Raw genomic sequence first — 22,747 nt, 5'->3', positions numbered from 1 at the left:
AAAGCGAAAGCTTTTGATGCATTAGTCTTCAAGGAAGGGTAATGCGAAATCAAGAACGGCATCCCCGTCTAACTCGCCGTAGGCATCCTTCGGTATGATTTGTACAGCTACGCCATGGGGCTCTGCGATGTCCTCCAGATCCTGCAGCATATAGCTCAGATGCGGACCTACCAGCAGCAGGTCGATATCCTCGATGTAGTCCTCTACAACAGAATCACTTCGTGCCTTTACCCCGATTTCGATGTTGCGTGCTTTTGCGGCCTGTCGGATGTTCTTCGCCATAAAGCCGCTGCTGGCTCCTGTACCGCAAACTAATAAAATGTTTTTCATAATGATCTCCTTTGTGTCCGTAAGCTTTTTAACATTCCACGGACTTTTTTTAATAATGAATGAAATTTTTCTGGATTGGTGTTAGAATATAGAAGAGATGTATCAAAGTATTCCCGTACTTGGCTGAAGTGATTCAGCGTGTGATATGTCTCTTTTTCTTATACCAATCAGTGTGACTGCCCTCCTTTCTTATCGACACCCTCAGTATAACGAATGCAGCCGAAACAGACAAATTTTAAAAGTTCCTAGCGCACGGAACTTTTTTAAGTTGAGCGGATTTTCGAATTCACGTATACTTATCATGTAATACTATCATTGTTTACAGGGGGATAAGGCAGGAGAGTGATTGAATATGAAAGATAATATATCGACATTGCTGGATTATTTATGGCATCACTATGAAAGCTGGATTTCCGCAGCTGAGCTTTCCCAACTGCTTCACGTTTCCACCCGCCAGATTCGCAAATACATCAGTATCCTGAATGAAGAGCATGTCGAAGAACCACTGGTCATTTCCACAAACAAGGGCTATAAGCTAAGCAGCACGGAGCAGTATCTGCGTTATCGGGAGAGCGGAAAGCATAATCTGGAAACCCCGCAGACACGGCAGAATCTGATAATACAGAAGCTGATTTCCTCCAAGAACGGCATTGATATCTTTGATCTGGCACAGGAGCTTTATGTCAGTGAATCTACAGTGGATAACGATATCCGCAGTATTCGCAAAATGATATCCGCCTATCAGATCGGTATTCGCAAGGAAAAGGATGTGCTATTTATCGATGGCAGTGAAAAAGAAAAGCGCCAGCTGATGAGCCGGCTGATTACCAGTGATTCCTATGATAATTTTGTTTTAAAGGATGAAGTGCGGCTGCTGACCTATCATTATCACTTCTGGGATTTCCGGAAGAATCTTTCCGATATTTTTTCACGCAACAATCTGTTTGCGAATGACTATACGCTGAACAATACAGCCCTGCATTTGATTGTGATGATCGATCGCATCCGCAGCAGCTGTATCCTGCATGAGCAGGTGGACCTCACACCGTTTTTCGAAACGCCGCAGTATACGGTGGCAAGAGAAATCCGGGAATATATTGAAGAGGCATATGCGATACAGATCAATGATGCGGAATTATATAATCTTACCCTGATTATTATGAATAACACCACGATGATCGATTATTCCTTCATTAACGGCTCCAACATTTCCTCCTTCATTGAACAGAGGTATATAGATATCGCCCATACCGTTATACACAATGTGGAGGAATGCTATCTTCTGGACCCCTTTGATGAGGAATTTATCGCAAAGTTTACGATTCATGTCAAGAATCTGTTTAATCGCGTAGAGCATAATTACTATGCTAAAAATCTGCTGACGGCAAAGATAAAATCGACCTATCCCCTGATCTATGATATTGCCGTTTATATCGCACAGCAGTTTAAGGATATGTATGACATCATTTTGAATGAGGATGAAATTGCTTTTATCTCCTTCCATATCGGCAGCTATTTTGAAAATAATGTACAATCAAAAAATAAGCTGACCGTATTGTTTCTCTATGCGGATTACTATAGTCTTCATCAAAACACGCTGGAAAAGATCAGTCGCCGCTTTGAGGACAAGGTGACGATCAAGTATGCGATGTCCATCCATTCATATCAGCCAAGTCTTCTGCATGCGGATTTGATTATATCGACTGTAGAAACACCATTCCCTCAGCCATCCATCATCATTCATCCCTTTTTAATTGAAAAGGACATGAATCAGCTTGAAAACACAATTACCAAAATGCTGGCTGAAAAAAATAAGAATAAGCTGAAGGAGTTTTTATTTGATCTGTTTGATCCCAGACTGTTTTATACAAATATGAACATGGATCGCACCCAGCTGATTCAGACGCTGTGCAATGATGCCATCCGTCTAGACTATGCCGATGCTTCTTTTACAACGGATGTCTTTGCGCGTGAGCATATGTCTTCGACAGCTTTTGAGGATGCCGCCGTACCGCATTCACTGGCAAGCAATGCAAAGAAAAGCTTTATCAGTGTGGTTTTGTGTCCGCAGGGTATGGAATGGGGAACGCATGAGGTTCATATTGTCACACTGCTGGGGGTACATGATGATTCCAGAAAGCTGTTTGCGCAGATATTCGATCATTTGATTGAGATTTTAAGTGAGCCCTCCTTTCTCAATGAGCTGGTAACCTGTCAGGATTATGATTCCTTTATTCAGAAGCTGACACACTATATGGATGCAGTCGATGTATGAAGCAGACTGCATCTTTTCAACGGTAAGCTGACAAACTGTTCGCGAGGCGCAAAAGCAGACAGTTGTGTAGAAGGCTGCTGTGCTTTTATGATGAAAGGAAGCATAGCGGATGTAGTCTGCCTGTTTTTATATGGAAGCAAAGAATCCTGCAATGCCTATGCACAGCTGAGGACATTTTTCAATTTGTTCATGAGAATAGGGATGCCGCAAAGTCGAAGACATATGGCAGCCAGTGAAAAAAACAGCATCTGTCAAAACAGCGCTGTTTGCTTTTACGTGTTATGTTTTTACCAGAATCTGTATGGTCTCTATGCAGGATTTTTTGTATGCATTCTAAGGTAATCTCCCTGTATTGGCGAAAGTGCACAAATTCCGTACGAATTCATTCTGATATGTGCCAATGCGAATTCCTCCCTCTAGATCCTATGGTCAATTCTCAAGGAAGCAAGTCAGCTGGTTGCTGTGCTGGTATCATCCTCTGTGTTTGAGGCAGTATCTGAACCTGTCACCTCCTTTTTAAGCCCTTGTATGCCAGATTGATTTTTTATCGGCAGGAATCGGTCATACCAGGGAATGGCATCCTTATCGAACAAAGACAGGATACACTGATACATGGTCACCATATATAAGACAGCCAGAATGAGTACAGCTCCTCCGTACATCCAGTACGCTGCAGCGCTTTGCGTTAGAAAGGCCAGCACACAATGAAAAATATAAAACGGTGCAGGCAGGATGAGACCGTAAAGAATCATAAAAAGAAGCAGATACTGATACCAGTGCGGTGGGTGCCCATCCAGGGTCACAAGCTTGATTTTCACAGCTGCCTTACCCAGCGTTCTGCCATGCATAAGTATCGGAAGAATGAACAGATACAGAAATACGACTGCCAGATATAAAAGACAGATGCGTATGGCAGGGCTTGTCAGCAGGAATTCATCACGTAATAACAGAATCAGTGCAGTGATGATGGCTGTTGTCAACAGGATGATGAGGTTATCAAAGAAAAATGCCAGTGCTCTGCGCAGTGGGGATACGCTTCTACCGCGGTCATATGCTTTTTCATCCATACGGCTTCGTGAAACGAGAAAATGAGCAAATACCGGTGTGATTGCATATCCCAGCATGCCGCCCAGTGTATTGGTAATCAGATCGTCAACATCAAACAGACGGTAAGGGCGTGGATAGTAACCGAACAGTGCACTCAGCTGCAGACATTCGAAGGATAAGGTCAGAAGAAAGGTAAACAGCAGAGTCTTTTTCCAGCTGCATTGAAAATAGTAGCGAAGATAAACACCGAAGGGAACGGTAAGCAGAATGTTGAAGATGATCAGATACAGACTCGGCTCATTCAATGCTGTCAGATAGGTGGCGGGATCATTCCAGATTAGGGAGCTGTTCATGGTGAACTCTTTTAAAGAGGCAAATGGAATCAGCTGCATAATCGGCTTTGTATAGCTAGCTACTTCTTCCATTGGCGGCAGGGGAAGCAGAACGAGAAAATATGCACACAGCAGATAAAATATAAAGGAATACACGATCAGAACACGAATCGGTAGTATCGATCCGTATTTTCGATATTGAATAATGATATAAGGCAGCGTGATAATTGCCGCAAGAAATGGAAACAGCAGCAGTGCTGACTGCAGGGGAATCAGATATACAGACATGAGAACATACCTCCTGTTCTATTATAGCACGATGAAAGAATAAATTAGAAAAGGTGACAGAAGTGATAGTTTATCAAATGGTAAAAAAGCGATGCTTTCATCGCTTTTCTGGACACCATATACTGAATGACTCCTAAATGTAATACATATAATCACCTGTATCAACGGGTGCTTCCTTTTGAGGCAGCGGCTTTTCGATAGGGCTGTGTACAGCCTTCCGCTCGTTAATCTGCTTTTCATAATCCTTCCAGCTTTTGAAATACTTGCCTCTTGGCGGCCTGCCCGGCTTGAGAAGGACGGTGCTTTGGTTGATTTCGTCACTGTCTTCAATATCCCTGCCAAGCTTATTCGCCATGGTCATTCTCGGCTCACAGCCATCCTGAAACAATACAGCAGTGAGAAGCTGGTAACGGAACTGCACCTGTTCTTCACAGTAATAGCTGATTTCGGTGAGTAGATTTTCCAGAAATTCTATTAAGAGCTTCTTTGTCAGATTATCCTTGAAAATGATAAAGGTTTCCTTATGGAGAGAGAATATTCTTGTGGCCTGACAGGTCGTAAAGTTGCCTTCAATCTGTTCGTAGAGCTTTTCTCTGGTATCCTGCAGCCAGATACCGCGCTGTTCATCCTGTGAAAGAAAGCCCCGGTCCTCATAGCTGACATGAAGCACCTGTACTTTTTTACAATGCTTATATAAATTAGGTAAAAACCTGGTTCGCAATACCGGATATTTCATGTGTGTCTCCTTTTTTTTCAATGTTATTTTATATGTATAAGTATAACACGATGGAAAAGGTTTTGCGACATACAATCATATATCACTAAAATTCTAGGATTTCAATTTTCACATAAGTATGGTATACTTGTACGGGTATTTCCATTCTAAACACGCCGATAACGTGTTTTTATTTGGGCTTTTCAGCGAATGAGGCGATGGATGCGGGGTACGATAAGAAGAAAGGAAGTGAATGCGTGAATTTCATTCAGGAACTATTAGGAAATCTAAACACATTTTTATACAGTAATATATTGATCATTCTGCTGGTCGCAGCAGGACTGTATTTCAGTATACGGAAAGGCTTTGTACAGTTTCGCATGCTGGGGGAGGCACTTCGTCTGCTTGGGGAGAAGGCACATCACCATGACGGTGTATCCTCTTTTCAGGCACTTATGATATCAACGGCCTCCCGTGTAGGAACCGGTAATATCGCCGGTGTCGCAACCGCTCTAGCTGCAGGAGGAGCAGGCTCTATCTTCTGGATGTGGGTGATTGCACTCATTGGAGGTGCCAGTGCCTTTGTGGAATCCACGCTGGCACAGATCTACAAGGAGCGTGATGGTGATCAGTTTCGCGGAGGTCCTGCATATTATATAGAGAAGGCATTGCATAAGAGATGGCTCGGTATTCTGTTTGCGGTATTGCTGATTGCCTGCTTCATCTTCGGTTTTAACGGATTGCAGGCATATAATGTAAGCAGTGCTCTGGAGTATTATGTAACGGATACACAGACTGCCTCTATGCTGGTAGGTCTTGTTCTTGCGGGTGCTACCGCAGCGGTCATCTTCGGAGGTGTTCATCGCATCGGTATCATCAGCTCTACGATTGTTCCCATCATGGCAGTGTTGTATATTCTGCTGGGACTTTACATAACGATAGCCAATATCAGCGGACTGCCGGCAATATTTGCACAGATATTTCAGGAAGCCTTTGATCTGCAGGCTATCTTCGGAGGCTTTGCAGGTTCCTGTGTTATGTATGGCATCAAGCGCGGACTGTTTTCCAATGAAGCGGGTATGGGGTCTGCACCAAATGCCGGAGCAACAGCAGATGTGTCCCATCCGGTTAAACAGGGGCTTGTACAGACAATATCCGTTTTTATAGATACGATCCTCATCTGCTCGACAACAGCGTTCATGCTGCTGAATTTCGGTATTCGGGACGGACTGACGGGAATGCCGTATGTGCAGACAGCGGTTTCCGCAGAGGTAGGAACCTGGGGTATTCATTTCATAACGATTTCCATTATCCTGTTTGCCTTTTCCTCCCTGATTGGCAATTACTGCTATGCGGAAAGCAATTTGAAATTTATCATCAACGATAAGAAGGCACTTCTTGTATTCCGATTGCTTACGGTTGCCGTAATCTTTTTCGGGGCACAGGCGGATTTTTCCACCATATGGGATTTGGCCGATGTTTTGATGGGCTTTATGGCGATAGAAAACATCCTGGTGATTCTTCTGCTGGGCAATGTTGCTTTCCTTGCTTTGAAGGATTACACGAAGCAGAAAAAGCAGGGGAAGGACCCGTTGTTTGAACCGCAAAAGCTGGGAATCCGGCATGCGGAATGCTGGGAGGGCATCGACGAGGAATATAAAGAATCCTGAGGGTATTTATAGCTGGAGGTTCCTTACATAAGAAAATCATGGAAACACCCTGCTTCTGCGTATGCAAATGCAGGGGTTTTAATATATAGGAAAGGTCGTGATGCTAATTCTATAAGATGCTGCTTCAAATAATAGGATAGTAAAAATGACAGAGCCATCATTAAATATTTTGACTGGGAACGCGGATGCCTTTTGTACCGATAAGAATCAGCTGATAAAGAGTATAGTTCCAATTGTCATGGAATATGGTCTTTATGATAAGGAAGGGCAAAGATGGAGTTAGCATTTCCTTTCAGCATTACGAGGAGGATGGTTTTGTATTTGAAAGTTTCGCATCCTGGTGTTATACTAACAGACGTTGGGAATACTGCAAAGGAACAGGAAAGAAGGTTATTGGAATGACGAAAATCGATATTATCTCCGGCTTTCTGGGAGCTGGAAAAACAACGCTGCTCAAGAAGCTGATCAAGGATGTATTACATAAGGAAAAGATTGTTCTGATTGAAAATGAATTTGGTGAAATCGGTATTGACGGTGGTTTTCTGGAGGATGCAGGAATAGAAATCCGGGAAATGAATTCCGGTTGTATCTGCTGTTCTCTGGTTGGTGATTTTTCCGAGGCATTGAAGAAGGTGCTTGCGGAATATCATCCGGAAAGGATCATCATAGAGCCTAGCGGTGTCGGCAAGCTGTCGGATGTAATAAAAGCGGTACAGGGAGTGGCGGAAGAAGCCGAAATTTGTATGAACAGCTTTACGACGGTTGCGGATGCACAGAAATGTCGCATGTATATGAAAAACTTCGGTGAGTTTTTCAACAATCAAATTGAATATGCCAATACGATTATTTTAAGCCGTACGCAGAATCTGAGTGAGGAAAAGCTGCAAAGTGTAATCCATGATATAAGAGGGCATAATGCACATGCGACCATGATAACGACACCATGGGATGAGCTGAACGGAGAACAGATTCTGGAGGCAATGGAGCAAAAGAAATCACTGGAAAAGGAGTTGCTGGAGGAAGCGGACATCTGTCCGACATGCCATCAGCACCATGACCACCATCATGAGCATGGTGAGGAATGCAGTCACGACCATGGCCATCATCACGAGCATGGGGAAAGCTGCAGCTGTGGGCATCATCATGATCATCACCATCATCATGCGGATGAGGTGTTTACCAGCTGGGGAATGGAAACCGTACGCACCTATGGGGAAGAGGAGCTTCGCCAAATTCTGGAGAAACTCTCCAATAGTGAGGAATACGGTATCATCCTGCGTGCTAAGGGAATGCTGAAAACTGAAAGTAAGGAATGGCTGTATTTTGATCTGGTTCCGGAAGAATATGAAATTCGAAAAGGGCAGCCAACCTATACCGGAAGATTTTGTGTCATCGGCTCCAAGCTTGAAGAAGATAAGCTGAAAGAGCTGTTTCATGCGGAATAGGAGAAGGCTATGACAGTACCTGTATATCTGTTTACCGGATTTCTGGAAAGCGGTAAAACAACACTGATTAAGGAAACACTGCTTGATACAGGATTCAATACTGGAGAGCGCACACTGCTGCTCGCCTGTGAAGAAGGTATGGAAGACTACGATGATGATTTTCTGACAAAAACAAATACCGCACTGGTTACTGTGGATAATGAAGCGGCGATGAGCTATGAGTTTTTAAAGAAATGTGACAGTCTGATTGAACCTGACCGAGTGATGATTGAATTTAACGGAACCTGGAATTTAAATAGCTTTATGGATGTAGAATATCCCTTTGACTGGCTGCTGGTTCAAATTCTTTCTACTGTGGATGCCTCCACGTTTGAAGTTTATCTGAATAATATGCGCTCCCTGATTTACGATCAGCTGCTGCATTCGGAAACGATTATCTTTAATCGTTGTGATGAAACAACGAAAAAGCTGTATCTGAGAAACAATATAAAAGCAATCAATAAGGGTGCGCAGCTGATTTATGAGACAAGAGATGGGCAGATCGTGGAGCTTGGCGATGACGAAATGCCGTTTAATCTACATGCGGATGTAATACGCATAGCGGACGGCGATTACGGTCTGTGGTATATGGACGCTCTCGAGCATCCCCGTAAATATGAGGGAAAAAGCGTAGAGCTGAAAGGAAAGGTCATCGCAACGCATGTGGATGGAATACCGAATGCATTTGTCTTTGGACGCTATGCCATGGTCTGTTGCGCAGATGATACCTCACTGATCGGGCTGCTGTGTCATTATGAGCATGCAAGTAATCTGATACCGAAGGACTGGGTCAGCATTACGGCGCAGATTGCGGTCGAATTTGATGAGGAATATCAGGGAGATGTCCCGGTTCTATATGTAAAACAGCTGACCGAGGTGCTGCCGCTGGATGACGAACTCGTTTACTTTAATTAAGTGGTTATCGGAAATTGTCTTACCTGTGGTCATATAAGCAAAACAGTGTAATGAAAAGGTCGAGGGTATCGTGTTTAAAAAATGATAGGCTTGACCTTTTTTTCTATATCTTTACGGAATAGAAACTGCTTTTACGATACCTTCACGGAAAAGGTATCTGCAGCAAGCTTTGAGTTTAGGCATGAAATATAAAATGTGCTGCGCCCGGGTGATATTGCCGGACGAATCGGTGGGGAGGAGTTCAGCATATATCTGAACGGGATACAGGATGAGGCACAGCTGCAGCATGTTATAGATACCCTGCTCGAGCGTATTCGCACCATCCGCCTGCCACAGCTGCAGAAAACGCTGACCATAAGCATAGACTGCTGTCTTGTTGAACATGCACAGGTCTGCTTTCATGATGTGTATGAACGAAGTGAACAGGCACTTTACAGGGCAAAGGAAAAATGTAGAAATCAGGCTGTTGTTTGTACGGCAGCCTACTTCAAAACTTGCAAGCCGGCTATATGTATTGCATGTAAAAGCATAAAATACAGTCGGTTTTTTGTTATTCCCTCTTAACTTGTGGTATAGTATACCTGTTGAGAAAAGAAGGGAGCAGCTATGCGTAAAACAAATTATCACATGCATACCCGGCGCTGTATGCATGCCTCAGGCAGGGATGAGGAATATGTAATAAGTGCCATAAAAAACGGTTATGAGGAAATTGGATTTTCCGATCATTCCCCATGGAAATATGACAGCGATTTTGTGGCGAATATGCGGATGCCGTTGTCGAAGTTCGATGACTACTATGCCTCCGTTTCATCTTTAAAAGAGAAATATAAGGATCGCATATCCATTAAAATCGGTTTGGAATGCGAATATTTCCCCAAATATATCGATTGGCTGAAGCAGTTTCTGATTGACAAAAAGCTTGACTATATCATTTTCGGTAATCATTATTTTAAAACGGATGAGGAACGCGTGTACTTTGGGACCGCATGTGAGGAGGAGGCATGGCTGATCGCCTATGTGGATGAAGCCATCGCCGGGATGAAGACCAATCTATATTCCTACCTGTGTCATCCGGATCTGTTCATGCGGGGCCGTCGTGTGTTTGATGAAATCGCAAAGCGCGAATCGATACGTCTGTGTCAGGCTGCAAAGGAATTACATATACCACTAGAATACAATCTGGCAGGTGCTGCCTATAATGACATCATGCATACCATGCAGTATCCGCATATTGATTTCTGGAAGACTGCGGCAGAGGTTGGCAATACGGCGATCATCGGAGTTGATGCCCATGAGCCGGCTGCACTGGAGACAGATACATATCGTGAGGAAGGCATTGCGCTGCTTTCGGGCCTTGGCATGAAGATAACCGACACACTGCCCTTAAAGGACTTTACAAAGCTGTGAGTGAAGAACATATATTGATTGTGGAGGATGACGAAACCATCCACAATATGATCGATGAATATTTGGAAAAGGACTATATCTGTGTGGACGCATATTCCGGAACAGAGGCACGTCTGATTTTGCAGCACACCGAAGTATCGCTTGTACTGCTTGATTTGATGCTGCCGGGAGTCAGTGGAGAACAGCTTCTCAGAGAGCTGAAGCAAAAGCAGCTTCCGGTTATCGTGCTATCCGCAAAGGATGGAATCGACGACCGCGTGGCTCTGCTGAATGAGGGTGCCGATGATTATTTGTGCAAGCCGTTTGATTTAAAGGAGCTGAAGGCCAGAATTCAGGTTCAGCTGCGCAAACGAATGCCGAAGCAGGAGCATGCCATTGCTGTAGACGGTGTTGTTCTTCTGCCGGATTTCTGTCATCTGGAAATTCAGGGGATGAAAATTCGTCTGACAAGACATGAATACAGGATTCTGGAGCTGCTGATGCGGGATGTAAAACGGGCACGTACGAAAAAGGAAATCTATGAATATGCATGGGAAGATGATTATCTGGGAGATGACAAGACCATCAATGTTCACATCAGTAATATCCGAAGCAAGCTGCATGCAGTTTCGAAACAGGAATATATTGAAACGATATGGGGCATCGGATTCAAATGGAAGGACTAAGGTCCTTTTCTTTATTCTTTCTTAACCTTTTCCAGACAGTTTCTGAAACTTCATTTGCTATAATCTTCATGTACAAGGAAGGAATGATAATATGAAGGAATGGATCGTAGAAACGAAGGCCCTGACAAAGAAATTTCATAATTTCACAGCAGTAGATCAGGTATCTTTTCATATGAAAAAAGGATCGATTACCGGTCTGATCGGACCAAACGGTGCAGGAAAGTCCACGCTTATGAAGCTGATGAGCGGTTTGCTGCATGAAACACAGGGGGAATTGAAGCTGTTTGGCAAGCATCCCGGTGAGGATCCGTTTGTATTCCGGCGTGTAGGGACGCTGATAGAACATGCGGGACTGTATCCGGCGTTGAATGCGTATGATAATCTGAAAATGAAGGCACTTATGCTTGGGTGCTGCAGCCATGAGCTGATAACAGAGCTTTTAAAGCTTTGCTCACTCTCGACTACAGGAAAGAAAAAGGCAGGCGATTTCTCTATGGGAATGAAGCAGCGTCTGGGAATTGCGATGGCATTGCTGGGGGATCCCGAGCTGCTGATTCTGGATGAGCCGACAAACGGCCTCGATCCGCAGGGAATCTGCGATATGCGTGATCTGCTGAAGCGTCTGCAGGAGGAACGCGGCATGAGTATCCTGATCAGCTCCCATATGCTGGCGGAGCTGGATAAGGTTGCTACGGATTTCGTTGTGATTCGTTCTGGTAAAATTATTGAGCAGTTCACAAAAGAGGAATTGCTGGACCGCTGCAGGGACTGCTTTCAGCTGCGGGTGGATGATGTGAAAAAGGCAAGTGTTATCCTGGAGGAAACATGCTTTGTTCAAACCTATGAGGTGCTGCCAAAGGGGATTCTGCGTCTGTATGATCATTATGAGGACCCCTCCCATATCGCACGACAGCTGGTACTGCATGATGTGGCACTTTATGGCATGGAGGATCATCATCAGGATTTGGAAGCCTATTTCCTGAAGGAGGGAGAAGAACATGTGGAATAATCTGAAAATGGATTTATATCGTATGGTGCGGCAGAAGTCCTTTTATATTTCGATGACCGTTATGCTGCTGTTGTATTTATGGCTGACAACTGCTGTGGGGTTGCAGAACAATACACCGTTTGCGACCTTTCATCAGGGGAAGGATACACTTGTTGATTTTCTTTATTACTTTCCTAAAAGCTCTTTTTATCAGATAGCGGTACTGATTTTTCTGTCTCTGTTTTTCTGTGAGGAATATGCCAGCGGCTTCGTGAAGAATATCTATCCGATGATGCACCGTAAGGAGCTGCTGTTGCTGGAACGCTTTGTGTTTTCATTTATCACCGCGTTTATATACTGGGCTGTGATCATTGTCATGGTTGTAGTGGAAAATCTGTGGCAGCAGGATTCCTTTGCCTCCTTCTCCATCCTGCAGTTTATATGCTATTCCCTGATGCAGATGCTGATTCTGACTGTAATTGCATCCTTTCTGAATCTGCTCATTCATGCGACCGGAAGCAAAGTGCTTGCTATTCTGGTGTCTGTAGGCTATGGCAGTATGACGGTATTTATGCTGCATGCCGGGATTATGTCATTACTGAAGGTGGAGTATACGGATTATATTCTGTATGCGATATCCGGTCAGCTGCCGTATTCCTGGGACGCTGTATTCTACAGCCGGGCTGCTATGGTGGCAATTACCAGTGCAATCCTGTATAATATAGGCAGTTATGTACTGCTGCGGAAAAAAGATTTGAAATAAGGAAGAGAGGGAACAATATGCTGGAAATTATCGTGCTTGTATTGGGATTGCTGTGTCTGTTCCTTTTACTGCTTCTCTTCCTTCAGCATAAAAATGTCCGCTGTATCAGAGAACAGCTGACCTACACCAACCGGGAGCATAGCACCTTCCGGTTTTATTCAGCATCCATGGATCCGCAGATGAAGGCACTATGCGAGGAAATGCAGAAGCTGCGGGAATATTATATGCAGGAAAGTGTGAAGGCGATGCGGATGGACCATAATTTTAAACATCTGATAACCAATATATCACATGATATCCGCACTCCACTGACAAGCATCAGCGGGTATCTGCAAATGCTGGAAACGGCAGAGGGCGAAGTTGAACGGCAGCATTGCTTTCAGGTGATCCGGGCACGTATGACATATCTGCAGGATTTACTGGAGGAGCTGTTTTTGTATACCCGTCTGAGCAGTGCCAGCATTGAGTTTCATCCGGAGCCGATTCGTATCTATGATATGCTGAGTGAAGTACTGCTGCATTATTATAAGGATTTCAAACAGCAGGAGCTGCAGGTTCAACTGGAGGTCGATCCTATGACAATGCTGACAGGTGATCCGGTATATCTGAAGCGAATGCTGCATAATCTGTGTGTCAATGTACTGCGTCACGGCTTTGGGACCTTTGTTATCTCTGCAAAACGAACAGACAACACATGCGAGCTTGTGTTTGAGAATGACCTTGTGGATGATGTAGATGCAAAGGCGATTTTTGAACGCTTTTATACAAAGGACAATGGTGGTAGCGGCAGAGATACAGGTCTTGGGCTTGCTATTGTAAAGGAGCTGTGCGAGGGAATGCAGGGTACCGTGTTTGCGCAAAAGGAAGCGCATCGGCTGGCCATTCATACGATTTTCCCGCTTGCTTGATTATTTTAGAATGATAGCCTGCATTAGGTGAGAACACCAGCAGGAATTACTGTTATGAGGTGAATAATGAAAAACATATGAACGGCGTTTATAATTGGCTGCTTGGAAATAGGGATCCTATATGTTGTTTTGTATATTGCAAAAGTGGCAGGTGTTGATCTGCGTGTTTTATCCATATCATCAGTAATTACACAAATGATAGCGGTGATGCTGCTCCCGATTATCTGCTTACTTGTATTTCGAAAGGATACAGGTTCGCTTTTCAGAATCAGACATACGTATCTGTTATTGTTATTATGCATTATGTATTGTGTTTTTTTTGTTGTACATCAGCAATTTAACATGCCTGGCTTCTATCTGTTTATACAGGATTTAATCATCATCGGGTTTTCAGAGGAGTATTTGTATCGGGGTGTGATGTATTCCATAATGAAAAAAGAGAATACAGCTTTGGCAATTGTATTGAGCAGTTTACTCTGGGGAATCACACATGCCGTATATCCAACGGTAGTGGTTGGTGGTGATCTGTCTGTATTTCTGACAGATTGCATATCGAATATAGGATTTGGTTTGTTTATCGGATATGGCTTTATTTATGTATTTGAGGAATCTAAAACGTTATGGATTCCTAACTTACTCCATGCTGTATATGACTATAGTATGGGGTATGGCTGGATTATATTTGTTGGAACTGTTATGTATTTGTATATCGTAAATAAAGGAGGACATACCAGACAAAAGTAGCTGTATGATAAGCACCCTTGTTCATACTCTTCTATCTTAATAAGGAGCAAGCATTCCTTAGCTGGCATCATGGCGAAATCTTTTTGTGTAAAACAGGGGACATGGTATAATAAAAACAAGGAGTTGATGATCATGAAGCGCTTGCCGATAGGAATCGAGGACTTTAAAGAACTGATAGAAAAAGAGTATTACTATGTGGATAAAACAATGTTTATCAAAAATGTTCTGGAGGAAAAGGTGATCCTATATACAAGACCGCGCCGGTTTGGTAAGACACTGAATATGAGTAGGCGCTGCCCGCCCAGGCGCGCTGTACTACTTCTTTTCCATTAAGCAAAAAGAAAACGCCTATCTCTTTAACGGCTTAAACATAATGAACAGATGTGATGCTGTTGAGCATCTAAACAAATATCCCGTCATCATGATTTCTTTAAAGGAAATGAAGCAAACCACCTTCGAAAAGCAATTGGAAATGTATAGTATTTTCATTCGTGATATCATCCGCCGAAATCAGGAATTACTGGAAAGTGAACAGATCAATGCAATCGACAAGGAACTGCTGACTGCATATTATATGGGAACAAAGAATGAAGTCAGCCTGCAGACAGCGATGAAATTCCTTTGCGAGTGTCTTCAACAGCATTATCATCAAAACGTTATCCTGTTGATTGACGAATAGGCGCTGCCCGCCCATGGCGCGATGTACCCTTGCAAAGTGCCTATCTGCATGGCTATTATAATCAAATGGCGGAATTTTTAAGAAATGTTTTCAGTGCTGCATTAAAAACAAACGATGCCTTGGAAAAAGGGGTATTAACAGGCTGTCTGAGGATTGCAAAAGAATCGATTTTTACAGGTCTTAATAATTTTAATGTCTATTCTGTTTTTGACAAACAGTCCAGTTCAGATTTTGGCTTTACACCTGAAGAAGTGATGTGTCTACTGAATGACTATGAGCTTAGAAAGATTGAACATACTGTGAAGGAATGGTAGGCGTGCCCGCCCGTGGCGCGATGGTTATCGATGTGGTAATCAGGATATTTACACTACTAGTGGGCAGAGCCTAATCCCTGGAGTGTATTGATGTATGTAAAAAAAAATCATTCAGAAGGATGATGAACCTGAATCCTTCTGGGCAAATACGAGTGGTAATGATGTGATATATCGTTTCATACAGCAGGGGAATACGGAAATGAAACAGGATTTTGACATCTTGCCCAGCGGCGGCATGATTGAAAAAACAATCAAACCGGAGCTGACGTATCGGGAACTGGATGATACAGACAATTTATACAGCTTTCTGTTGTTTACCGGCTATCTGAAGGCTATAAGCAAAACGGACACAAACACCTATCAGCTTATGATTCCCAATAAAGAAATACAGTACATCTACACGACCATTTTTGAAGAATGGTTTAAGCAGCAGATCAGAAGCTACCAGGCATCGTTTCTGGAAGCACTTCTGCAGGAGCATGTGGAAGAAGCGAATGAAATTCTGAATACCGTATTATTTCAATCTATGAGCTATTTTGACTATGATGAGTGTATTATCATGGATTTCTAAACGGCATGCTGCAGGGGAAGGGCAGCTATCGCATTGTTTCCAATCAGGAATCGGGATTTGGAAGGTGCGCACTGCGCGCCACGAGGCGCGACCTTGCAGTTCTACCGGCGTATAACAAGAACAGAGGACTGCTGTTTGAATTAAAGGTGGCAAAGCGTGAAGAGGATGTGGAAAAGAGTGCAGAGCTGGCAATACAGCAGATAAAAGAAAAGCAGTATATCGAGGGTCTGCACAGAAAGGGCTATACCGACATTCTCGGGTACGGCATCGCCTTCTACAAGAAAACCTGTGTAATAAAAAAGATGGAATAGAAAGCCGTTAAGCATAAAACAACTGGTTGTCCAGAAAAAGCAATTACAAATGAAAAAGAGAATTCAAAGATACCTTACGTAAAATTTGAATTCTCTTCTTTTTTGTAGTGCTGTGCAAAACAGGCTGTATCGTTTTGACTAATTCGCATGCAATCGGAAGGTACTGGTTTTTACATACTGTCGTATGAAGCCGATTCCGGCCGCAAGCAGTGCGCAGCCAAGACCGGTATAGAAGGACTTGATACATACATCCGGCCAAAGATGCGATGCACGCAGGGCAATACCAAAGCTCATCATACAGATCATGATAATATAGGATTTTGCATCAAAGAAGCGCAGGATATGCATACGATCTTCTGTATTGGCAAGAATGCGCTCTGTATGCTTATGAATCAGCTTTTTAAAAATCATATGGTAGAAAATCAGGAAGGTGATAACCGCGGTAGCAGCAGTTGCTATGCTCATATAGCTGGTACTCAGCCATCCGATCCTGACAATATTGAAGCCTGCGGCTGCCCATACAATGCCTGCTGTCAGAAGCAGATATTTCTTCGCTACGTGCATTATTCCTTCACCTTCTCCTTCAGCATTAGGAAGAGGAGAATCATACCGATACCAACCAGAATGTGTCCAATACCTGCAAAGCCGGAAATTATACCGTTTGCCGCAGAAGTCAGTGTGCTGCCATTTACCTGAAGAACACCACGGACCGCCAGCATCAGGGAGGTCAGAAGAACACCGATATTATATACGATGATAAACGCCCTGTACTTCTTTGATTCCTGAATGGCAAACAGCTTGATACAAAAGGTGACAATCAGAAACATAACCATTCCCAGCAGAAACAAATGGGTGTGCACAAAGGATAATGCCGTGCGTCCATCAAAGCCGCTCAGCTTTGTAAATTCTCGATAAAAGACTCCGCCAATCATGGCGAGAATCGCATATAAAAATGCAAGATTGATTGTTTTTTTCATAAATAATTCAGCTCCTTTTTCATCAGTTGATATCCCATCCATACAACCCATACATAGGCGAGTGTCTTGGGAATCATCAGCATTCCAATCATTGGCAGGGTATCAGCCCATAAGACGACCGGAATGTAAAACAGAAAACTCAGTGTGATGGCAAGCCACATGTATTTGAAAACGAAATCCTCCTTCTGCTTTGCCTGCTGATAAAACAGCACGATGATCCAAAGTCCCATCAATGCAAACGGCACATTTCTAAGGATACCCCAGCTAAGCGGTGCATTCGGACTTGTCCATGCATTCTGCGGAAAGAAGCAGAGTGCCATGCGGAGCAAGGCAAGCAGATACATACCTGTGCGAAGCAGGGGACGGTGTCTGTTATAACGCAGCTCCCATATGCGAAACAGCAGCAGGTAGAAAATGGTCATCGTAATGGATGTGATAAATTTTCCGATTCCCAATGCTGCCGTGTGAGCCGCAAGTCCGTCAGTGCATAATGCATAGGCTCTGGGGATAAGATGAAAGGCGTCTCCCAGCCCGAGGGTTACCGCCATGATGCCAAATAAGAAAAGCATACGGTTTCCTCTTGCCTTTCGTATCATGGTGATTCCCAGTATACATACGGTGCATAAATATAAAATATCAAAAGCAGTTTCCATAACAGCCTGCATGTGTCTTCCTCCTTATTATATGAACATGGTTTATTTTGTGCCGTGAGTAGTTGTTCCGTGCGTTACCTGAAGCAGCCGGCAGATAAGCTCCTTTGTAAAGGTACAGCTCCTTCTTTGGTGCGATAAATCATTCATCATATGCTCCATCAGAAAATCGATGAAGGCAGCCTTTGTGAAGGTAGCATTCCAGATATGCTCAGGGATATCGCAATCCTGCTGCAGGGCATAAAGGAAACCCTCGCGGATATGCTGCTGATAACGTTCCTCCATCAGCTTTCCACGCTCTTTTTCAGTATTGCGTAATATATCCAGCTGACCCAGCAGTACGGAAAAGAAATCCTCCATATGCTCTGCAAGCCGATGATATACAACCTCATAGAAATCCGCAAAGGGTAGTGTTTCACTGAGAATGCAGATATCCTTGTGAAAAATTCCTTTCCAGAAGCTTTCCACAATGGCAAGCAGCAGGTCGGACTTTGACGGGAAGTAGTTGTAAACAGCACCAACGGAAATATTCAGTTTTTTAGCAAGTACCCGGATACTGAGCTGATCAATGCCTTCTTGAAATACAATCTGTCTGGCAGTATCCAGAAGCTCCTCTTTTGAGGTAACAACCTTGTTCATAAACCACCTCCAACTTGAACACCGTTCATTATGAACTTCTCCGATACAGATGTCAAGCGATTTGAATCTTGAAAAATAAGCGGCGGTTATTCATAAAATGTATATGTTTTTTTAAACAATGTGATATTGTGTGATATAATAATTTACATGAATAGCTTTTTTGCTGTTTGAAAGGGGAATGAAATGGAATTGTTAAAAAAGTATGCAACAAGAAAATATCTGATGTATGGTAGTATTGCGGGAGGTATTCTGGCAGTAATTATGCTGATTATTTACCTCACAGCGGGACAGGGACTGGACAGCTTATCCGGATTATCAAGTGCATTGTCTTCCTTACGCAGTCTGTGTGTGCTGTATTACATCGATTTTGTCATCCTTGTAATACTGGTTGGAGGATATGCGTTTCGAATCGGTTATCTGAAGGATGCTTCATTTATGGGAAAGCTTTTGCTTGGCTGCAATGGTGCTGCATTGCTGATGGGGCTTTTCTGCTTTTCGGCAATACGGGCTGTACATGCTTTGGCAAGTGGTGATTTCACAGCCGCGATGGCGTATTCCGGCAGTATGGATAACAAGGGAATCATGCTCGTCATCATGGTGCTTGCACAAATTGCAGCAGCAGGAATCAGTATCTATATCCTGTTTGTGAAAAGGAATGAGCAGGTAGAAGCCGAGGAGGCAATGAAGGATTTAAGTGAGGGCGCAAAAGCTGCCGGAGAGGCTGTATCAAAGGCATCTGCAGCAGCCCAGGATCATGCTCTTAAGCTTTCTGAGAAATGCAAGGCATATTACAAGACGGAAAAAGGCAGACGGAATACAATCATAGGCGGTATTGCGGCGGCAGTCGTTATCGTTTGTATTGCTGGATTCAGTATTTATCAGAGTGTAAAGAAGACACCGATTGATTTGACCTCTGCTTGTACCGTTACCTTTGAAGGCGTATCCGGTGAAGGAACGGCGGATATCAATTGTAATCCGGATTATGATCATACAAACGAGGATATCCGTATGTTTATGAGCGATGTTACCTATAAGGTGGAAAAGGATGGCGAACTGAAAAACGGCGATGATGCAGTTTTGAAAGCTGAATACAGTCAGGCTACCGCAGACAGCTGTAAAGTAAAGGTGGAAAATCCAGAGAAGAAGGTAAAGGTAGAGGGATTGGAAATCGTATATAAAACCTTCGCAGAGATTCCAAAGGCAAGCTCTGATAAATTCGAGGCAGCGGCAAAAGCAGCATTGGAAGCCTATATAAAAGACAGAAGCACATCTTTTTTCTCTTCAACCAAGGTAACTGTTGAACATGTCGCGCTGATCGGTGTGTATTATGAATATCGTTCCTATGATCATACCGGTACAGCACATTATGTTTATCGCACAAAGGTTACAGAGGATAGCAAGTATTCCACAGAAAAGAATACAGATTATTACGATGTGAAGATCACCGGTATCAGCTCTGCAAAGGAAACGGATCTGTCTGAGGAATCTGATATGATAAATGTTGATTCAATTTACCTTTATGAGGATGAAAAGACGGATGCGATGGCACTTGAGAAATTCAAGCAGTATAAAACAAATCTGGAAACTATCAAGGAACAGGCAGAAAAAACGGTTTTTAAAGATGAAAGAAAAAGCAAATAACATGATGTAAAGGTTCTTTCTAACATTAGGGTGTATGCAAAAGGGAGATTTCAACTACTATTGACAAATACAATAATGTTGAATCTCCTGTTTTGAGTTTATCCATAATCGAGAAAGGAACTATGAAATTCATACTGTAAAAAATCCCTTATTCACAGGCAGTCGGATGAAACAAATCTATTGTTTGAAATAAGGGTTTTTTTTATCCCAAGGCACAGAGAATACTGCCATAAAGCGAAAATAAACGATGCATTTTTGCTTCTGCATGTATTCTGTTAGTGCTTAGCTGAAAAATCATTACGACAGGGCAGAGAAGCCGCCGGTTTACGGGAGCTGAAGAAGGTGGCTGGTATAGGAGGTACATCTGTAGAAGTGGTGAAGCGTTCGTTGCAATCGGTACAAAAAAAGGACGCATTGTCCCTTTCTAGGCATGTGCCGCATCCGCAAGTGTTTTCACAAAGCTGCCGATCTCTTCCAGCGTGATTTCCTGCTTCGCCAGTCGCCCGATCTGCCGCACAATGGCACTGCCGACAATCACACCGTCCGCATAGGACTTCATCTCGGTAATCTGCTGTGGAGTGGAAATACCGAAGCCAAGTGCCTTTGGCGTATTGCTGTAAGCGGAAAGCTCGTTTAGAAATGCCTTCAAATCCGCCTGAAATTCCGTTCGCTCGCCGGTTACACCAAGGGATGTCACGCAATACAGAAAGCCTTCACTTTGTTCTGCAATGCTTTTCTTACGGACACTGGAAACAGGTGTTACCAGGGAAATCAGCTGTATATGATGTGCATCCGCAAGCGGCTTTAATTCCTCACGGTGCTCCATGGGAAGATCGGGAATGATCAGCGCATCAATACCGGCAGCTTCGCTTTCTCTGAGAAACCGGTTTGCCCCATATTTGAAGATTTGGTTGTAATACAGGAGGAAAACAAGAGGAATCTGGGAGAACTCGCGAATGTTCGACACCATACGCATAACAGTCTCTGTTGTGATATCATTCTGTAAGGCGCGAAGACTTGCCTCCTGAATGACAGGTCCCTCCGCAATCGGATCGGAAAAGGGGATTCCGATTTCAATGATATCACAGCCGTTTTGTTCCAGCTGCTTCACACATTCCATACATGTGGGAATATCCGGATCACCTGCTGTCAGAAAGCCGATGAAGGCCGTTTTTTGTTCCTGCTTCAATCTCTTGAATACTGCATCGATTCTATTCATGAATGTCCACCTCCAGATATTCCGCAATACTTTTTACATCCTTGTCACCACGTCCGGACAGGGTGACTGCGAGTATGCTGTCCTTTGACATGGTCGGGGCAAGCTTCATGGCATAGGCCAGCGCATGACTGCTTTCAATTGCCGGTATGATGCCCTCTGTTTTTGTCAGATACAGAAAAGCCGCAACCGCTTCATCATCTGTGACTGGCACATATTGCACGCGCCCGCTTTGGGCAAGGTCGGCATGCTCCGGTCCGATTCCGGGATAATCCAGTCCTGCGGAAATGGAATACACCGGCATGATCTGACCGTCATCATCCTGTAGAAACAGTGATTTCATGCCATGCAGGACACCGACACTGCCGCGTGCAATGGTTGCGGCATGCTGTTCGGTATGGATCCCTTTTCCCGCCGCCTCACATCCGATCAGGGCAACATCCTCATCCTTCAGAAAATCATAAAAGGTACCGATAGCATTGCTGCCGCCGCCCACACAGGCGATGACCGCATCCGGCAGACGACCTTCCTTTTCCAGACACTGTTCCTTCATTTCCTCTGAAATGATTTTCTGAAAATCACGGACAATCATCGGATACGGATGAGGTCCGACAGCGGAGCCCAGAACATAAAAGGTATCATCACAGCGGGAAGCCCATGCACGCATGGCCTCATTGCAGGCATCCTTCAAGGTGCCAGTGCCGCTGGATACCCCGGTAACCGTTGCCCCCAGCAGCTCCATCTTGAATACATTCAGCGACTGTCTGCGCATGTCCTCAACCCCCATGAACACCTCACATTCCATACCGAAAAGAGCCGCCGCTGTTGCGGAGGCAACCCCATGCTGCCCGGCACCCGTCTCCGCAATGATTTTCGTTTTTCCCATTCGTTTTGCCAGCAATGCCTGCCCCAGCACATTATTGATCTTGTGCGCACCGGTATGATTCAGATCCTCCCGCTTCAAATATATCTTTGCACCGCCCAGTTCCTCGCTCATCTTCCTTGCATAATACAGCAGAGAAGGACGGTTCGCATATTCCCTTAAATAAAACTGAAGCTCCTGCTGGAAATCCGCATCATCCTTTACCTGCTCATAGGCATTCTCCAGCTCCTCCAGAGCAATCATGAGTGTTTCCGGCGCATATTGTCCGCCAAACGCTCCATACATTCCTTTTGTCATACTGCCTCCCATCTCCCGCTTTTTACGGGCATCTATCT

General features: G+C 43.9%; 21 protein-coding genes and 1 pseudogene. 13 read left to right on the top strand and 9 right to left on the bottom strand.

What is annotated here, in order from left to right:
* Positions 1-21: 21 nt before the first annotated feature.
* The gene (locus ACG3M1_RS19560; RefSeq protein WP_002605869.1) at positions 22-330 is read right to left on the bottom strand and encodes a PTS sugar transporter subunit IIB; all 309 of its coding nucleotides are present in this window, start codon (positions 328-330) and stop codon (positions 22-24) included.
* Between the two features lie 352 nt (positions 331-682).
* Between ACG3M1_RS19560 and ACG3M1_RS19555 the strand changes: the two genes are divergently transcribed.
* Positions 683-2,605 (top strand): BglG family transcription antiterminator, encoded by a 1,923-nt coding sequence (locus tag ACG3M1_RS19555; RefSeq protein ID WP_395814463.1) that lies wholly within the window; start codon positions 683-685, stop codon positions 2,603-2,605.
* Between the two features lie 449 nt (positions 2,606-3,054).
* Here the strand turns inward: ACG3M1_RS19555 and ACG3M1_RS19550 are convergent, their stop codons facing one another.
* Together ACG3M1_RS19550 and ACG3M1_RS19545 are read right to left on the bottom strand one after the other, a co-directional pair.
* Positions 3,055-4,272, bottom strand: coding sequence for a VanZ family protein (locus ACG3M1_RS19550; RefSeq protein ID WP_395814460.1), 1,218 nt, complete (start codon positions 4,270-4,272; stop codon positions 3,055-3,057).
* Between the two features lie 133 nt (positions 4,273-4,405).
* A complete protein-coding gene (locus tag ACG3M1_RS19545) occupies positions 4,406-5,008 on the bottom strand; it encodes a hypothetical protein (protein ID WP_395814457.1) in 603 nt (200 codons plus the stop codon).
* Positions 5,009-5,244: 236 nt separating this feature from the next.
* On the opposite strand from ACG3M1_RS19545, the gene ACG3M1_RS19540 reads away from it, so the two are divergent.
* The 11 genes and pseudogenes from ACG3M1_RS19540 to ACG3M1_RS22855 all read left to right on the top strand — a co-directional run bounded on the left by ACG3M1_RS19540 (position 5,245) and on the right by ACG3M1_RS22855 (position 16,406).
* Complete coding sequence (locus ACG3M1_RS19540; protein WP_395814454.1) at positions 5,245-6,657, top strand: alanine/glycine:cation symporter family protein; 1,413 nt, start codon at positions 5,245-5,247, stop codon at positions 6,655-6,657.
* A gap of 398 nt (positions 6,658-7,055) precedes the next feature.
* Complete coding sequence (locus tag ACG3M1_RS19535; protein ID WP_395814451.1) at positions 7,056-8,102, top strand: CobW family GTP-binding protein; 1,047 nt, start codon at positions 7,056-7,058, stop codon at positions 8,100-8,102.
* Positions 8,103-8,111: 9 nt separating this feature from the next.
* Positions 8,112-9,056 carry a GTP-binding protein gene (locus tag ACG3M1_RS19530; RefSeq protein ID WP_257376472.1) on the top strand — a complete coding sequence of 315 codons (945 nt, stop codon included), beginning with the start codon at positions 8,112-8,114 and terminating at the stop codon, positions 9,054-9,056.
* A gap of 195 nt (positions 9,057-9,251) precedes the next feature.
* Positions 9,252-9,620, top strand: coding sequence for a diguanylate cyclase domain-containing protein (locus ACG3M1_RS19525; RefSeq protein ID WP_002605861.1), 369 nt, complete (start codon positions 9,252-9,254; stop codon positions 9,618-9,620).
* 42 nt (positions 9,621-9,662) lie between these two features.
* A complete protein-coding gene (locus ACG3M1_RS19520) occupies positions 9,663-10,463 on the top strand; it encodes a histidinol-phosphatase (RefSeq protein WP_257366114.1) in 801 nt (266 codons plus the stop codon).
* Complete coding sequence (locus ACG3M1_RS19515; protein WP_002605859.1) at positions 10,460-11,128, top strand: response regulator transcription factor; 669 nt, start codon at positions 10,460-10,462, stop codon at positions 11,126-11,128. Before ACG3M1_RS19520 ends, ACG3M1_RS19515 begins: the two co-directional genes overlap by 4 nt.
* 91 nt (positions 11,129-11,219) lie before the next feature.
* Positions 11,220-12,137, top strand: coding sequence for an ATP-binding cassette domain-containing protein (locus ACG3M1_RS19510; RefSeq protein ID WP_002605858.1), 918 nt, complete (start codon positions 11,220-11,222; stop codon positions 12,135-12,137).
* The gene (locus ACG3M1_RS19505) at positions 12,127-12,879 is read left to right on the top strand and encodes an ABC transporter permease (RefSeq protein ID WP_002605857.1); all 753 of its coding nucleotides are present in this window, start codon (positions 12,127-12,129) and stop codon (positions 12,877-12,879) included. The genes ACG3M1_RS19510 and ACG3M1_RS19505 overlap by 11 nt, the downstream gene beginning before the upstream one ends.
* Before the next feature lie 17 nt (positions 12,880-12,896).
* Positions 12,897-13,787 carry a sensor histidine kinase gene (locus tag ACG3M1_RS19500; RefSeq protein WP_395814448.1) on the top strand — a complete coding sequence of 297 codons (891 nt, stop codon included), beginning with the start codon at positions 12,897-12,899 and terminating at the stop codon, positions 13,785-13,787.
* Positions 13,788-13,982: 195 nt separating this feature from the next.
* Positions 13,983-14,531 carry a CPBP family intramembrane glutamic endopeptidase gene (locus tag ACG3M1_RS19495; RefSeq protein ID WP_395815470.1) on the top strand — a complete coding sequence of 183 codons (549 nt, stop codon included), beginning with the start codon at positions 13,983-13,985 and terminating at the stop codon, positions 14,529-14,531.
* Between the two features lie 132 nt (positions 14,532-14,663).
* Positions 14,664-16,406 (top strand): annotated as a pseudogene (locus ACG3M1_RS22855) (AAA family ATPase).
* Positions 16,407-16,544: 138 nt separating this feature from the next.
* On the opposite strand, the gene ACG3M1_RS19465 reads toward ACG3M1_RS22855, so the two are convergent.
* From ACG3M1_RS19465 to ACG3M1_RS19450, 4 genes are read right to left on the bottom strand one after another with little or no spacing between them, the layout of a single operon-like run.
* Positions 16,545-16,970, bottom strand: coding sequence for a hypothetical protein (locus tag ACG3M1_RS19465; RefSeq protein WP_002605851.1), 426 nt, complete (start codon positions 16,968-16,970; stop codon positions 16,545-16,547).
* Complete coding sequence (locus ACG3M1_RS19460; RefSeq protein WP_257327522.1) at positions 16,970-17,383, bottom strand: DUF2871 domain-containing protein; 414 nt, start codon at positions 17,381-17,383, stop codon at positions 16,970-16,972. Before ACG3M1_RS19460 ends, ACG3M1_RS19465 begins: the two co-directional genes overlap by 1 nt.
* A complete protein-coding gene (locus tag ACG3M1_RS19455; RefSeq protein ID WP_002605849.1) occupies positions 17,380-18,048 on the bottom strand; it encodes a hypothetical protein in 669 nt (222 codons plus the stop codon). Before ACG3M1_RS19455 ends, ACG3M1_RS19460 begins: the two co-directional genes overlap by 4 nt.
* A 30-nt stretch (positions 18,049-18,078) precedes the next feature.
* On the bottom strand, positions 18,079-18,672 hold the full coding sequence (locus tag ACG3M1_RS19450; RefSeq protein WP_002605848.1) for a TetR/AcrR family transcriptional regulator: 594 nt from the start codon (positions 18,670-18,672) through the stop codon (positions 18,079-18,081).
* A gap of 183 nt (positions 18,673-18,855) precedes the next feature.
* Here ACG3M1_RS19450 and ACG3M1_RS19445 point away from each other — a divergent pair, with 183 nt between their 5' ends.
* Positions 18,856-20,313 (top strand): hypothetical protein, encoded by a 1,458-nt coding sequence (locus ACG3M1_RS19445; protein ID WP_002605847.1) that lies wholly within the window; start codon positions 18,856-18,858, stop codon positions 20,311-20,313.
* Between the two features lie 424 nt (positions 20,314-20,737).
* On the opposite strand, the gene trpA is transcribed toward ACG3M1_RS19445, so the two are convergent.
* Positions 20,738-21,532, bottom strand: a complete 795-nt coding sequence (gene trpA / locus ACG3M1_RS19440) for a tryptophan synthase subunit alpha (protein ID WP_373143908.1) — start codon at positions 21,530-21,532, stop codon at positions 20,738-20,740.
* Positions 21,525-22,709 carry a tryptophan synthase subunit beta gene (trpB, locus tag ACG3M1_RS19435; RefSeq protein WP_002605845.1) on the bottom strand — a complete coding sequence of 395 codons (1,185 nt, stop codon included), beginning with the start codon at positions 22,707-22,709 and terminating at the stop codon, positions 21,525-21,527. The genes trpA and trpB overlap by 8 nt, the downstream gene beginning before the upstream one ends.
* Positions 22,710-22,747: the final 38 nt, after the last annotated feature.

This window comes from Clostridium sp. 10cd* (assembly GCF_044336395.1).
GTDB classification, from domain to species: domain Bacteria; phylum Bacillota_I; class Bacilli_A; order Erysipelotrichales; family Erysipelotrichaceae; genus Clostridium_AQ; species Clostridium_AQ innocuum.
Note: the sequence above shows the minus strand (reverse complement) of the source record. Positions and strands in the feature narration are given on the sequence as shown.